General features: G+C 71.8%; 13 protein-coding genes and 1 pseudogene. 6 read left to right on the forward strand and 8 right to left on the reverse strand.

Annotated features, from left to right (window positions below):
* Window positions 1–819, forward strand: an 819-nt coding sequence (locus KBX53_RS06080; protein WP_210858087.1) for a LysR family transcriptional regulator, incomplete at its 5' end; no start/stop codon positions are given.
* 29 nt (window positions 820–848) lie between these two features.
* On the opposite strand, the pseudogene KBX53_RS36190 reads toward KBX53_RS06080, so the two are convergent.
* The 5 genes and pseudogenes from KBX53_RS36190 to KBX53_RS06100 all read right to left on the reverse strand — a co-directional run.
* Window positions 849–1,181, reverse strand: a pseudogene (locus tag KBX53_RS36190) (hypothetical protein); the annotation flags it as partial.
* 23 nt (window positions 1,182–1,204) lie between these two features.
* The gene (locus tag KBX53_RS06085; RefSeq protein WP_210858088.1) at window positions 1,205–2,248 is read right to left on the reverse strand and encodes a PHB depolymerase family esterase; all 1,044 of its coding nucleotides are present in this window, start codon (window positions 2,246–2,248) and stop codon (window positions 1,205–1,207) included.
* A gap of 49 nt (window positions 2,249–2,297) precedes the next feature.
* Window positions 2,298–2,978: a GPP34 family phosphoprotein gene (locus KBX53_RS06090; RefSeq protein WP_210858089.1), complete on the reverse strand. Its 681-nt coding sequence runs from the start codon at window positions 2,976–2,978 to the stop codon at window positions 2,298–2,300.
* Window positions 2,975–3,694 (reverse strand): ABC transporter permease, encoded by a 720-nt coding sequence (locus KBX53_RS06095; protein WP_210858090.1) that lies wholly within the window; start codon window positions 3,692–3,694, stop codon window positions 2,975–2,977. Before KBX53_RS06095 ends, KBX53_RS06090 begins: the two co-directional genes overlap by 4 nt.
* A gap of 27 nt (window positions 3,695–3,721) precedes the next feature.
* Window positions 3,722–4,603: an ABC transporter ATP-binding protein gene (locus KBX53_RS06100; protein ID WP_210858091.1), complete on the reverse strand. Its 882-nt coding sequence runs from the start codon at window positions 4,601–4,603 to the stop codon at window positions 3,722–3,724.
* 107 nt (window positions 4,604–4,710) lie between these two features.
* Here KBX53_RS06100 and KBX53_RS06105 point away from each other — a divergent pair, with 107 nt between their 5' ends.
* From KBX53_RS06105 to bla, 3 genes are all read left to right on the forward strand, one after another.
* On the forward strand, window positions 4,711–5,853 hold the full coding sequence (locus KBX53_RS06105) for a histidine kinase (RefSeq protein ID WP_210858092.1): 1,143 nt from the start codon (window positions 4,711–4,713) through the stop codon (window positions 5,851–5,853).
* On the forward strand, window positions 5,850–6,452 hold the full coding sequence (locus tag KBX53_RS06110) for a response regulator transcription factor (protein ID WP_210858093.1): 603 nt from the start codon (window positions 5,850–5,852) through the stop codon (window positions 6,450–6,452). The genes KBX53_RS06105 and KBX53_RS06110 overlap by 4 nt, the downstream gene beginning before the upstream one ends.
* A gap of 135 nt (window positions 6,453–6,587) precedes the next feature.
* Window positions 6,588–7,493 (forward strand): class A beta-lactamase, encoded by a 906-nt coding sequence (gene bla, locus KBX53_RS06115; RefSeq protein ID WP_210858094.1) that lies wholly within the window; start codon window positions 6,588–6,590, stop codon window positions 7,491–7,493.
* 107 nt (window positions 7,494–7,600) lie between these two features.
* Here the strand turns inward: bla and KBX53_RS06120 are convergent, their stop codons facing one another.
* Both KBX53_RS06120 and KBX53_RS06125 read right to left on the reverse strand, forming a co-directional pair.
* Window positions 7,601–8,521: a serine hydrolase gene (locus KBX53_RS06120; RefSeq protein ID WP_210858095.1), complete on the reverse strand. Its 921-nt coding sequence runs from the start codon at window positions 8,519–8,521 to the stop codon at window positions 7,601–7,603.
* Window positions 8,518–9,429, reverse strand: a complete 912-nt coding sequence (locus KBX53_RS06125) for a LysR family transcriptional regulator (RefSeq protein WP_210858096.1) — start codon at window positions 9,427–9,429, stop codon at window positions 8,518–8,520. The genes KBX53_RS06120 and KBX53_RS06125 overlap by 4 nt, the downstream gene beginning before the upstream one ends.
* Before the next feature lie 148 nt (window positions 9,430–9,577).
* Between KBX53_RS06125 and KBX53_RS06130 the strand changes: the two genes are divergently transcribed.
* Window positions 9,578–10,444: an NmrA family NAD(P)-binding protein gene (locus KBX53_RS06130; protein WP_210858097.1), complete on the forward strand. Its 867-nt coding sequence runs from the start codon at window positions 9,578–9,580 to the stop codon at window positions 10,442–10,444.
* A 46-nt stretch (window positions 10,445–10,490) separates the two neighbouring features.
* Here KBX53_RS06130 and KBX53_RS06135 read toward each other — a convergent pair whose 3' ends face one another.
* On the reverse strand, window positions 10,491–11,687 hold the full coding sequence (locus KBX53_RS06135; RefSeq protein ID WP_309140719.1) for a D-alanyl-D-alanine carboxypeptidase: 1,197 nt from the start codon (window positions 11,685–11,687) through the stop codon (window positions 10,491–10,493).
* 559 nt (window positions 11,688–12,246) lie between these two features.
* On the opposite strand from KBX53_RS06135, the gene KBX53_RS06140 reads away from it, so the two are divergent.
* A partial coding sequence (locus KBX53_RS06140; RefSeq protein WP_210858099.1) for a peptidoglycan-binding protein occupies window positions 12,247–14,215 on the forward strand: 1,969 nt, incomplete at its 3' end.

A 14,215-nucleotide genomic window follows, 5' to 3' on the forward strand; every position in this document is an offset into this window, starting at 1 on the left:
GCGCAGCGCGGCAACCTGAGCCCGTCGGCGGTGTCGCAGCAACTGGCCACGCTGGAACGGGAGACCCGCACCGCGTTGCTGGAACGCACCGGGCGGCGGGTGCGGCTCACCGCGGCTGGAATGTTGCTTGCCGGCCGGGCTCGGGAGATCCTCGCGGCCATGGACGCGGCCGAGGCAGAGCTGCGCCACCTCGCCGAGGAGCCGGCCGGCACGGTCACCGTGGCCGCGTTCCAGAGCGCCGTGCAAGCCCTCGCCGAACCGGCGCTTGCCCGTCTCGCGACCCGACACCCGGACGTGAGCGTGGTGTTGCTGGAGTTGGAGCCGCACGAGAGCATGCCGGCGCTGCGTCGCGGCGACGTCGACCTGATCATCACGACCGCCGATTTCGCTGGCGCCGAGCTCTCCCCGGAGATTTACCTGGTGCCGCTCGCCACCGACCCGGTGGTGCTGGTGCTGCCCCCGGAGCATCCGCTGGCCAGCGCCGAATCGGTCGACCTGGAGGCGTGCGCGCAGCAGCGCTGGACGTTCGACGTCGCGGGCTCGTACATGTCCGAGCTGTCCACCCGGCTGTGCCGGGAGGCCGGCTTCGAGCCCGTGGTGATCTGTCGGTTCAACAACTACATGCTGGCGCTGCGGCACGTGGAGAATGGCCGCTCGATCACCATGCTGCCGAAGCTGGCGGTGGACCCGCGATACCGGGTGGTGACCCGACCGCTGAACCCGCCGCTGACCCGGCGCATCACCGCCGGGGTCCGGCGAGCGGCCGCGTCGCGCCCCGAGGTGACCGCCGTGCTCAATGCCCTGAGAGCAGGTGACTGACCTCGGTGTGCAAGCGCCCGTCGGCGGAGGTCGTTGTCGCGCCACAGGTTCACCCACCGCCAGCCGACCCGGTCGGCGATCTCGTGAATGACCTCGTCGCTGACGCAGGCGGAAAAGAGCCGGGCGTACAACCGGCGCAGCGGGGGAACCGTGGGTCAGCAGTGCGATCCGGTCGGTGACCCGTGCCGGCAGTTGCGGCACGGTCGCGGCGAGCAGGACGGAGCCGTGGCTGTGTCCGGTGAGGACCACCGCGTTGCCGGAGTTGACGAGGTGGTGATGCGGCAGGTCAGTTCGGGAACGGCCCGCTCGGCGTAGCACGGTGGCGCGAAGGGGTGCGCGGCTCCGGGCCAGAAGGTGCCGAGGGGCACCGTCCGGGCGGCCGGGCTCATCGCATCGGGTGGCGCTTGGCGAACTCCCACACGATCGCGCTGGCGTCGGGGCCGGCGTGATCGGTGTAGCGGCCGTCGCCGTCCGGTCCCGGCCACGCGTGCCCCATGCCCTGGACGCGGTACGCCTCGACGACCGAAGAGCCGTCCGACGCCGTGATCGTCGAGTGCGTGTACGCGTGCCGACCCTGGGCGGCCGGCACGGACACCGTCTTCTCGGTCGGGTCGAGGCTGCCGTTGGGCAGCCCGTCGTCCACGAGGTCGCCCACCGCGGTCCAGTGGGCGACGAGGCGGGTGGCGACCAGGGGCGGCACGACCTCGTCCCGCTCACCCTGAATGATCAGCATCGGCACACGGCGGGCCCGCTCGCCCATCTGGGCCCTGGCCTGACGTGCCGTGTCCAGCGGCGACATCGAGCCCGGGTCGTCCGGGTCGACCTGGTTGAGCCCGTACTCCCCGCCGGCCACCGAGGTCACCGTGGCGAAGACGTCGGGGTGGGTGGCGGCGAGGATGACGGCGGTCCCCGCGCCCGACGAGGCCCCGGCGACGTGCACCCGCGCGGGATCCGCGTCGTACTCCTCGACCACCTGGCGGGCGACACCGGCGAGCAGTGCCGGCTCGCCGGTGTGCCGCTGTTGGTCCCGGGCGTCGCCGGAGTTCCAGCAGGCGATCACGTTGCGCGAGATCAGTTGTGTGGGATAGACGACGATGAAGCCCTCCCGGTCGGCCAGGCGGTTGAACTGCGTCGTGGACTTCATGGAGTTCCACCCGTAACCGGTCATCGCGCAGCCGTGGATCGCCATGACGACCGGCAACCCGGCCGTCCCGACCTGGTGGGGCGGAACGTGGACCTGGTAACGCTGCGACCCGGCGGCACCGGTGTAGACGTGGTTGCGGTCGCCGTCGTCCATCTGCCAGGGCAGGCCGAGTTGCAGGCCGGCGACGCCGAGGCTGGCGGCGGCCACGACGGTGACAAAGATGCCGGAGACGATCCGGAGCCATCGGCGTCGTGGACGACGCGGCGGGTGCGGCGGCGCGGTCACGCGGGCCTCCTTTTCCGTACGGGATCCAGCTCAGCTGGACGCGGTCGGGCTAACTTCGCGGAAGGACAGAGATGGCCACGATGGCGCTGTTGACGACGGTGGCCGTCACGGTGCGGGTCACGGCTGCCGCCGCGGCGTCGGCGCCCCAGTCGCCCTGTTCGAGTTCCTTGGCTCGGTTGATCACCGGTGCGGTCCACGGGATCTCGCGGTGGAACTGCGGGAGCGTCCCGCTCGCCGAGAGCAGTGCCGTGAGCGCGGCGACCCGGGCCTGCGGCCGCGCACCGTCCACGAGAACCTGCCGAACCTCGGCGAGCAGGCGGGCCCGTCGTTCGGTCCGACCGTCGCGCAGGGCCGTCGTCCGGAACAGGCCGAGCACCTTGTGGGGCTCCTGGTCGATGTCGCCGCGCGCGACGAGCCGCTGCAGGACCGGCTCGCGCAGGACGGGACCGATCGCGGCCAGTGCCGTCTGCACCCCTCGGGGTTTCTCGGCGAGGTAGTCGTAGGCCGGGCGGAGGAGGCCGTCCGACGGTGGGTGACCCGGCACGCCGCTGACCCGCCCCCGGTCCGTCGTGGTCAGGTGCTCGCCGAGGGCGAGTTCGGCGAGGACGGCTCCACCGAGGACGTAGAAGAGGGTGTTCTCGCCGGCGATGGTCCCGGACCTGGGTTGGAACAGGAGCAGCAGGAGGTCTTCGACGAGGGTCGGGGTGTCCGAGCGGGATGCGGTGGTCATCGTCGGGGCTCCCAGCGGAAGAGGCGGGTGGCGAGGTTGACGGCGATGACGACCCAGCCGAGCGTGGGCGCGAGCAGGAGCAGGGAGTCGGTGACGGCGACGCCGCCGTTCCAGGCGTTCATGATCAGTTCGGTGGCCGCGCCGCCGGGCAGCAACCGCTTGAGCCAGGCGAGGTTCTCGGTGCCGGAGATACCCACCCAGGTGGTCACGGCGATGACCCCGAGGGTGATGGGGAGGGTGGTGACCTGGGCGTGTTCAGGGGAGGTCGTCAGCCCGGCCGTGGCCAGCGCCAGGCCGATCAGCATGGCCAGGGTCGCGAGGATCGCCACCACCAGCAGGGCGACGTTCGACGGTCCACCCGCGACCACGGCCAGGGCGGTGAGGATCGCGGCCACCTGCACCGCCGCGATGACGAGTACGGGCAGCAGTAGGCCGGCGAGGATGCCGGGGTCGCTCTCGGCGGTGGAGCGCAGCCGCTTGAGGAAGAGGTTCTGCCGCCGGGAGGCCAGGGTGGTGACGGCCGTGGCGTAGAGGCCGAACGCGGCCACGGTGAACGTGACGATCGCGGCGATGTAGCCGAGGCTCCCGAGGGCGGCGTACGTCTCGTGCTGACGCACGAAGAACGCGCTGACCGCGACCGGGATGATGAGGCTGGTGATCAGTATCAGTCGGTTGCGGAAGATCTGGATCAGTTCGCTGGACGCGATGGACAACACGGGTGAGGCTCCTTCGGGATGCGCGGATCAGTTGCTGATGGCGCGGAAGACGTCGTCGAGCCGGGTCGGCCCGGCCGCCAGGTCGCGCAGTTCCACGGCGTGGGCCTGCGCCCAGCCGAGCAGCAGGTGCAGGTCCTTCTGCAGCTCGAAGGACTCGACGGTGACCTTCCCGTCGGCGTCCACGTCGGCCTGCAGCGGTAGCGGCGGCACCGGTGTGGCGAGGGAGAAGCGGATCACGCCGGGGAGGGTGCGGGTCAGCTCGGAGACGGTGCCCTCGCGATGGAGGACGCCCTGGTGCATGAGCCCGATCCGGTCGGCGCGCTGCTGCGCCTCCTCCAGGTAGTGCGTGGTGAGCACGATGGTCGATCCGTTCTCCCGGAGCCGGTCCACCGTTGCCCAGACGGCGTCGCGGGACTGGATGTCGAGGCCGGTGGTCGGCTCGTCCAGGAAGATCAGCTCCGGGGTGCCGTAGACCGCGGTGGCGAAGTCCAGCCGCCGCTTCTCCCCGCCGGACAGCTGCGAGACCTTGCGCCCGGCCCGGCCGGTGAGGTCGACCAGGTCGATCACCCGGTCGACGTCGTCGGTGCGCCGGGTGAGCCGGCCGATCAGGCCCACGGACTCACGTACGGTGAGGTCAGGGGAGAAACCGCTCTCCTGGAGCATGACGCCCATTCGGGGACGTGTCGCCTGCCGGTCGTCGGGGCGGTGCCCGAAGACGCGTACCGTGCCCGAGGTTGGCCTGCGGTGACCCTCGACGACTTCCAGGGTCGAGGTCTTCCCGGCTCCGTTGGTGCCCAGCAGTGCGTAGAGCTCTCCGGGGCGTACCTCGAAGGAAAGATCCTTCACGGCGTGGAAGTCGCCGTAGGTGAGGTTCAGCCGTTCGACTTCGATGACTGGTGTGGTGGACATGCACCAATGACAGCGCGGGCGGAGCCGTCCCGTCAGTGGCGCCGTGTCATCACCGCATGTGACGTGGTGTCACTGGTCGTGGCGTCCGGCTGGCCGATACTGGTCTGGTGACCGCCAGCTCACCGCGCTTCACCGAGTCGACGCAGGGAAGGCTGCGCCGGCTCAATCTCGCCACGTCACTGCCGCCGGTGGTGTTCGCCGCGGTGGTCCTGGTCTACACCGACACGCGTACCTGGTGGCACCTGATCATCCTCGCGCCGGGGGCCGCGGCGGCCCTGGTGGCCTTCGAACGGTGGACGGCCAACGACCTCGCCCGGGTCGTGCTGCCCTGCCTGGTCGTGGCCGCGGCGGTGTGGCCACTGGGAGTTCTGGTGAGCGGCAGCCCCAACGCCTACTGGGGGTTCTGCGCGGTGGGCTCCCTCGGCATGCGCGAGGTGCGACGGCACCGGAAGCTGGCGCTGGCCGGGCTGTTCGGCTATGTCGCGGCGGTCGGCGCGGCGCGGTTGCTGGTGCAGCGGGACGACATCGGCCACGTCCTGGTCACCTACGTTCTCATCCCGACCGTCCTGACCATTCTCGTGACGGTCTTCACCATCGTGGGCGAGCGGTTCTACGACCTCATCCGCGAGCTCGAACAGACCCGGGAACGTGAGGCGGAGCTGGCCGTGGTCCGGGAGCGCGTGCGGTTCGCCAGCGACCTGCACGACATCCAGGGCCACACCCTGCACGTGGTCAAGCTGAAGATCGCCCTGGCCCAGCGACTGCTGCTCCGGGACACCGCCCGGGTGGAGCAGGAGCTACGGGAGACGTACGCGCTGGTCAGCGACACCATTGCGCAGACCAAGGAACTCGCCTACGCACAACGACGGCTCAACCTCACCGCGGAGATCGAGAACGCGAAGAACCTGTTCGAAGCCGCTGGCATCCGGGTCCGGGTGACCCGGGAGGCCGAGGTCGACACCCGCGCCAGCGAACTGCTCGGCCAGGTGCTGCGCGAGACGACCACGAACATCCTGCGGCACGCGCAGGCCAGACAGGTGCAGATCACCCTCTCCGAGTCGGGCATCACCATCGTCAACGACGGGGTGAGCGCCACCGCGCCCCCGGAGCTGCGCGGGCTGGCGGCGCTGCGGCAACGGGTGGCGGACGACGGAGGCGAGCTGACCGTGCACCAGCAGCAGGGGACCTTCCGGACGGCGGCGACGTTCCCCGCCGCGCGTGCCGAGACGGAGCGGGGTGACGGCCGATGACCACAATCGTGCTCGCCGACGACGAGGCGCTGCTGCGCACCGCTCTGGCCGCGCTGCTGCCGATGGAGGGCGACGTCACCGTTCTCGCCGAGGCGTCCGACGGCGAGACGGCGGTCGAGGCCACCCTGCGGCCCGAGCCCGACGTGCTGGTCATCGACCTGGAGATGCCGGGCGTGGACGGTCTCGGCGCGGTCGCCGAGATCCGCCGTACGCGCCCGGAGCAGGTCGTCCTGATGCTGACCCGGCACGCCCGCCCCGGCGTGCTGCGCAAAGCACTGAAGCTCGGCGTCCAGGGCTTCGTCAGTAAATCCGCCGAGCCGGCGCACATCTCCTCGGTCATCGCCACCCTGCACGCGGGCAAACGCTGGATCGACCCGGACGTGTCCGCGCTTGCCGTCACCGAGGACAACCCCCTCACCGACCGTGAGGCCGACGTCCTGCGGGTCACCGGCGAGGGCTACTCGGTCGCCGACATCGCCGCCCGGCTCCACCTCGCCCCGGGCACCGTCCGCAACTACCTCTCCAACGCGATGCGCAAGACCCAGACCCGGACCCGCCACGAAGCGGCCCGCTACGCCCGCGAACACGACTGGCTGTGACCAGCAGGTGACCATGTCAGATCAGCATGGACACCGTCGTTTCCGTCTTCGACCGCATGCCGGATCCCTGCCACTGTCGAATCCTGTCCGACCGGCGCGCCCGCGTCGGACCCACGACACCGACAAGGAGCGATCATGATTCGTGCGACACACCGTCTGGTGGCCGCGGCGGCAGTGGTGTCCCTCGCCGCTTGCGGCCCCGCCGATGCCGCCGAGCAACCGGCCGACGACCCCGCCGCGACGGCCACCGCGTCCACCGCCGCCGACCCGAGCCCCGACTTCCGGCAGCTGGAGAAGAGGTTCGGCGCACGGCTGGGGGTCTACGCGATCGACACCGGCACCGGCCGCACCGTGCGGTACCGGGCCGACGAGCGGTTCGCGTACGCGTCGACGTTCAAGGCGTTGGCCGCCGCCGAGGTCCTCGACGAGACCACCGACAGCGAGATGGACCGGGTGGTGCGGTACTCGGCGGACGACCTGGTGACCTACTCGCCGATCACGGAGCAGCACGTCACCGAGGGCATGACGCTGCGCGCGATCGCCGACGCGGCCGTGCGGTACAGCGACAACACCGCCGGCAACCTGCTGTTGCGCCAGCTCGGCGGACCGCAGAAGTTCGAGAAGGAACTGCGCGAGGTGGGGGACAAGGTCACCGATCCGGCGCGCTACGAGACCGAGCTCAACGAGGCGAGGCCGGGTGATCGGCGGGACACCAGCACCGCGGCGGCCCTGGCCGAGGATCTGCGGGCGTACGCCGTGGGAGACGCCCTCGAACCGGCGGACCGCGACGTGCTCAACGGTTGGTTGCGGGGCAACACCACCGGCGGCGACCTGATCCGCGCCGGTGTGCCCGACGGCTGGGTCGTGGGGGACAAGACCGGTGCCGGCGGCTACGGCACCCGCAACGACATCGCGGTGATCTGGCCTCCGGACCGCGCGCCGATCGTCCTCGCGGTGCTGTCCAGTCGCGACCAGAAGGATGCCGACTACGACGACGCCCTGATCGCCCAGGCGGCCGAGGTCGTGATCGGCACGTTGTAGGTCCACCGACTCCGGTGACGCGGCCTGCTGGTCCTCGGCGCCGTCAACATCGCCATGGTGGTGCTGGTCTGGCTGCGCGAGCGGCGAGCCCGGGCCACCAGCGCGGACTAACCCCACCAGGGCAGGGTGCCGGTCCTCAGGTGATCGTGCAAACTCCGGGCGACCTGGGCCATCGTCGCCTCGCTGCCGGGCTGTGCGACGGCGGGGACCCGGGAGGCGGTGAGCGCGGCGACCGCGTACGACTGCCCGTCGGCATGATCCACCACCCCTACCTCGTGGCGCAGGTGCAGCAGCGTGCCGGTCTTCGACGACCAGCGGGACGCGTCAGAGGTGAAGTCGGGGGCGAGTCGCTGCCGGTGCAGGTTGTCCGCCAGCAGAGCGCGTACGCGGGCGGCGGTGTTCTCGTGGATCGTCGAGGGGCGCCACAGGGCGTGCAGCAGGTCGACGAAGGCCCGTGCCGACCCGGCGTTGGCGCGGGTGACGTCGAGCTGGGCGACGGGAGGGCCCTGCCCGGGGGTCGCCGCGCCGATGGCGAGGGAATGCGCCAGGTGCGCGTCGTCGGGGCCGAATCGTTCCGCCGGCGTCTCGGCGAGGTCGCCGACCCGGTGGCGCACGGCGATGCCCTCGATCCCTAGTCGCCGCAGCTCGGCGCTGACCGCAGCCGGCGGGACGAGGTCGAACAGGGCGTCGGCGGCGACCCCGTCGCTGACGGCGGTGCTCAGGTAGAGCAGGTCGTCCACGGCGACCCGCGCGGGATGGCGGAAGCGACTGATCCCGGTCGGGCCTGGTGTGGTGATCCGACCGGGCGCGACGTCGACAGGTGTCGCCGGGTCGAGTTCCCCGCGCCCGACCCGCTCCAGCACGGCGACCGCCAGCGGCACCTTGACCAGTGACGCTGTCGGGTACGGGGTGTCGGCGTCGAAGCCGATCTCCTGGCCGGTGTCGAGGTCGCGGACGAGGAAGGCACCGCGTAGTCCTGCCTCGTCCAGCAGGTCACGCGCGTTGCGTACGACGGTGGTGGCGCTCATGTCGCAGTCCCTTCCGGCCGGTCACCGGTTGTGCCGTCCCCGGCCGCACCCAGGCATCGTGCGATGTCCGCGTACAGGACGGTGCGGAGCTGGTCGAGGTCCTCGCGTGCCCCGGCGGCGACGGCGTACCCCCGTACGAGTCGCAGGCCGGCGAGGGGGCACCAGTGCAGCCCGAAGTCGTCGGCCTGCTGACGGGAGCACAGCAGCAGATCGGGGGAGCCGAGGGCCGCCGCGGCGGCGTCGACCAGGGATGGCGCGATCGACACCTGGGCCGGTGCCAGACCAGTCGACTGGCCGGCGCGGGTCAGCGGATCCCGCAGGTGCGCGACGTCGTCCTCGGGCTGGATCAGGATCCGGCGGCGTGCCTGCGTTCGGGCGCGGCCGGTGCGCAGCGTCTCCAGGAACACCGTCGGTGCCGGGAAGGGAGTCCGGGCGGCCAGCCCGAGCGGCACCCGCCAGAGCGCCGTCGCCTCCGGAACCGCCACGATCCCGGTACCGACCTCAAGGGTCTGGCAGAGCCGTGCGCGCTCCTGCGGACCAGCCGGCCGTACCTCCAGGTGGATCCGCTGCCGTCGGGCGGCGGCCACCAGGGCGGCGAGGCGGTGCGGCGGGCAGATTTCGGGTACGGCCACCCGCAGCGGCCGCAACCGGGCCCGCTCGGCGTCGTCGGCCATGGCGTCGGCGAGGTCGACCAGGCGTCGCGCTGTCGGCAGCATGTCCTGCCCGAACGGGGTCAGGCGGACCGCGCGGGAGGTCCGGTCGAACAGCCGCGACCCGAAGTGCTCCTCCAGGGCGGCGATGCGGCGGCTGGCCACCGACTGGGGGATTCCCGCTGCGGCGGCACCGGAGGTGAAGCTGCCGTGGCCGCTGACGGCGACGAAGGCCCGACACGCGGCGACGATGTCCATCCGCCGAACCTATACCCGGAACGCATGGACAAGGCCACAGGGATCACGATGGGCATCGTTCGGCGGCGCCCGAGCCGCCGGACCGCCCCGCATCGTCAGGGTCGGCGATACGATCCAGCAGGTGCCGAACCGGGGAGGAGGGCGCAGGATGCGGACATCAACGTCGGCTGCCGCGATCCGGGTGCTGGTGACCGGGGTACGCGGCAAGACGGGCGCACCGCTGGCCGAGCTGCTCGTGGCACGGCAGGGCGTCGAGGTGCGCGGCGGCACCAGGGATCCGTCCGGTCCCGGCATCAACGGCGTCCAGCCCACCGCCTTCTCGTGGGACGAACCGTCCGGTTGGGCGGCGGCGACCGACGGCGTCGACGCGGTCTACGTGGTCCGGCCGGACCGCGCGGACGCGCCGGAACTCATCGGTGCGCTGCTGGCCGAGATGGCGCCCCGGACCAAGGTCGTGCTGCTGTCCGACAAGGACGGTGGCCATCCGGGCGCTGACCAGCCGGGGCCCGCAGGCTGGGCGCCCCGCGTCGAGCGCGCGGTCCGCGACAGCGGGCGTCAGTGGACGATCCTGCGGCCGGGCTGGTTCATGCAGGTCTTCACCGACCCGCGCTTCTACCGCGACCAGATCACCGGTGCCGGCGAGCTGCCGTTTCCCAGCGGCGACGCTCTGGTGGCCTGGATCGACGCACGGGACATCGCGGCCGTCGCCGAGCGGGCTCTGCTCGATCCCGGGCACGCCGGTCAGACGTACCAGATATCCGGTCCGGAGGCCCTGTCGTTGCCGCGTACCGCGGAGTTGCTCTCCGCCGCGGCGGGACGTCCCGTGGCCCACCGGGACGTGACGATCGACGAGGCCGTTGCCGGCTCCGAGGGCTTCGAACGAGACCTCTCCGCGCTGACGTTCGAGCGTGTCCGCGCCGGCGGCTTCGCCGAGGTGACCGACACCGTCGAACACGTCACCGGCCGTCCGGCGCGTACGCTGCAGACCTTTCTCCGCGACGCCTTCCGCTCCTGAACCACGGTCCTGGCCGCCGACGGCCCGAGCTGCGGCGAAGGTCCCCTCATCCCGATGACGGCTTGGTTGCCGCCCGCGCCGCCCTTCGCCGCACGGAACCCGCCAGGAGCAGGACGGCCAGGACACCGCCGGCGCCGGGGCCGAGGATGGCCATCCACGACATCGACAGTCCGGTCCGCGCCTGATCGGCTTTCACCTGGGAGACCGGACGGTCAGGCTTCTTCTCGTCCGGGCCGACCAGGCGGCCGACCGACGCGTCGGGGGAGAGCGCGAAGCCCCAGTTCAGCAGCGCCGCCGCCTCGCCCAGGCTGCCCAGCGGCGCGGTCTCCGCGCCGAGCAGGGTCACGGCGAGCCGTCGTCCGTTGCGCTCGGCCACCCCCACGTACGTCTGCCGTGCCAGGTCGGTGAAGCCCGTCTTTCCGCCGAGCGTCCCCGGGTAGCGGTCCAGCAACGTGTTGTCGTGGGTGAGGGAGAGGCCGGGCCGTCCCGGCCCGGCCGGTATCTCCGCCACTCGGGTGGCGACGTACCGCCGGAAGTCCGCGCGGGCGTAGGTGGCCCGCGCGATCAACGCCAGGTCGTATGCGCTGGTGTACTGGCCGGGACCGTCCAGGCCGGACGGTGTCGCCGCGTGGGTCTGGTTCGCGCCCAGCCGGTGGGCCTCGTCGTTCATCGCCTGCACGCCGCCCGGCCGGCCGGTGCTGCCACCGCCGACACGGGCCAGCACGTTGGCGGCGTCGTTTCCCGACTTCAGGAGAAGCCCCAGCCACAGGCTCTCGATCGAGTACCGGCCGCCCGGCACCAGCCCCATCACCGAACTGGCCGGATCGAGATCGCGCAGATCCGCCCGGGTCACCTCGACCACCTGCGTCGGGTCGAGGTGCGGCATCAGGGCCGCGGCGAGCAACATCTTCTGCACGCTGGCCGGCGTGCGGCGTTCGTGCGGTCCGCAGCCACCCAGCACCGCGCCACTGTCGAGGTCGGCCACCAGCCACGAGGTGGCGGTCACCGCCGGGGCGTTCGACGCACCGGCCGGAATGGACAGTCCGGCAGTGGCCAGCGACTCGCCGCCCACGGCCAGGTCGGCGGGGTCGACCGGCGGCGGAGACGGTGCGGGCGGTGGGGCAACCGGCGGCTTCACGGCCGGGCAGGGCACGTACGGCGCGGCCAGTCGCGCCGGTGACGCGGGCACCACGGCGGGCGTGGTCAGACTGAGCGCCACCGCGACAACGCAAATGATGGTCACGTCAAAGGACCGTAATCGCCAATGATGCGGGCATGGCCCGGTCGCAGAAAGTGGTCCCGGGAGGGCGGGTATTCCCGGCCTTGGCCCGGACGGCACTGCTTCTATCGCCTTGTGCCGTTTCGCGTGGCTCCGAGGGCCCATGGGAACGGGCGTGCCAGCGATGTTTCGCTCATGACGTCGAAACGGATGTGAACAGGCATCACCAGCCCCTTGTACTCCGGCGAGACCCCGGTGTGTACGAACGCGACGAGTTCTGTGGTCCGGAAGCCCGGGGCGAACTCCACGCGTTTCACCGGGTCGCCGCAGGAGAGGCCGCGCCGGCTCGGGGAGCCCTTCGTCAGCGAGTACGCGTCGAGCCCATCGCCGAAGCGAGCACCAGTAGTCAGGTCCGCCACCGGCCGTACCGGCAGTGCCCGCCGCCGTTCATCCAGACGGGCAGGCGGATCTCGGACAGTGCGATGCTCCCGAGCTGCTCTGATCCGCAGGATGCCGGGTAGCCCCCGGTCGCACCGGCGTCAGTCAGCCGCCGTCGCCGGCTGCTGGACGATCGGAGATGCTCATGACCAGCCCGTTGGGCTCGCGGCGGCACCGCCCCAGCGATGATGTCCGGCGGCTGCACGCCGCGTTGCTGCGGATGCCCGTCGACATCGCCACCGACGAACTCGTCGACGCCCGGTACGGGCCGACCACCCGCCGCGGAGTGGCCGAACTCCAACGGGCGCACAAGCTGCCGGTGACCGGCGTTGTGGACGGGGCGACCCGGGACGTGGTGCAGATGGTGCTGGCCGAGCCGCCGTCCCGGTTCGTGGTGGTGGGCCGGGTGCGTTGGGCCGACGGGCGACCGGCGAACGCGCTGACGGTCGGCGCGTTCGACCGGGACCTGCGGCACGCCGAGCAACTCGGCGAGGCGAGCACCGGGGACGACGGGCTGTATCGCGTCGACTATTCGCGCGACCAGTTCACCCGCTCCGAGAAGCAGTCCGCTGACCTGTTCGTCCGGGTGTCCGCAGGCGATCGTGTCCTGTCCGACCCGCCGCTGAGCGCGGTGCTGTTCAACGCCCCCGAGCTGGCCGTGCTCACTGTGGATCTGTCCGGGGGTGGGGAGCGGGAACGCAGTGAGTACGAGCGGATCCTCGCCACGATCGTCCCGTTGCTCGGCGAGGTGCCGTTGTCCGAGCTGCGGCAGGACGACGAGGCCGAGGACGTGACGTTCCTGGCCGCCGAGACCGGACTGCCCGCGACGGCGCTGGCGCACTTCGGGGTGGCGCAGAAGCTGGCGGCGTCGTACAAGCTGCCGGCGATGTTCGGCTACGCGCTGCTCGCCGAGCGGACGCTGTTGACCGCGAGTCGTACCGGCGCCGCGCTGGCCCGGTTCGACGTCGATCTGAACACCGAGCTGCGGCCGCTGTACTACGACATCGCTCTGCTCGACGAGGACACCGTCCGCAACGCCGTCGCCGACGCCGTGCGCCACCGGTACGTTCCCAAGGACGTGCTCGGCGAGCTGGACCGGATCCTCGAGATGCTGGCCCGGGTGCGGTTGGAGGCCGAGGAGTACGTCGCGCAGGAACGGCCGAAGGTGTTGTACGGGCGGGTGGAGCGGTTCCTCGTCGACGGGGCGCACGAGCGGGTGCAGAGTCTCCTCGCCACCGACGCCGCCGGTGACCTGCCCGGGCTGATCGCCCGGCTGGCCGACGCGGCGGTGTTTCTCGACCGGTCGGTCGCCGAGGCGGCCGGCGCGGCGAGCGTGCTGGCCGACGTGTTGGGCTACGACGAGACGATCGTCGACCGGGTCCGCCACCGCGAGGGGATCGAGCGGGCGGCTGACGTACGCCGGCTGGCCCGGCTGGCCCCGGCGGACTGGCGCCGGGTGTTGGGGGACAGCACCGCTGATGTCCGGGTCGCCGGTCAGCCGGTCCGGCCGGAGCTGATCGACCTGCACGCCGGCGCGCTGGCCCGCAAGCTGGAGCGGCGCTATCCCACCACTGCCTTCACCGCGCAGCTCGAACGCGATGCGGGCGCCACGGTCGGGACGGCAGCCGACGCCGACCCGGCAGCCGACGCCGCGGGCGGGCGGGCCGACGGCAGCGACGAGCGGGCCAGCGTGGCTGAGCGCGCCTTCGGTGGGCACCGGGACGTGGTGCTCGAACTGCTCACCGCGAACCCGGATTTCGACCTCGCGACCGGCAACGTGGAGCGGCTGCTGCGCGACCACCCGGAGCGGCTGCGCACCGGGCGACCGGCGCTCAAGGCCGCACAGCGGATCTTCAAGCTGGCGCCGACGTACCGGCAGACCACGGCGTTGCTGGGGGCCAACGTGCCGTCGGCGGCCCGGATCCACGCCCTCGGCGAGACCCGGTTCGTGGCCACCGCCGTGGACACCGGCCGGTTCACCGACGAGCAGGCCCGGTCGGTGTACCGCCGGGCGGTGGACGTGCATGTGGCGAGCGGGCTGCTGGCCGGCGAACTCCAGAGCGCGGCGCGGGCGCTGCCGGTCCAGGCGTTGGGTGGTTCGGCGGCTCCGGACC

Source organism: Micromonospora sp. M51, from assembly GCF_018070305.1.
Classification (GTDB): Bacteria; Actinomycetota; Actinomycetes; order Mycobacteriales; family Micromonosporaceae; genus Micromonospora; species Micromonospora parva.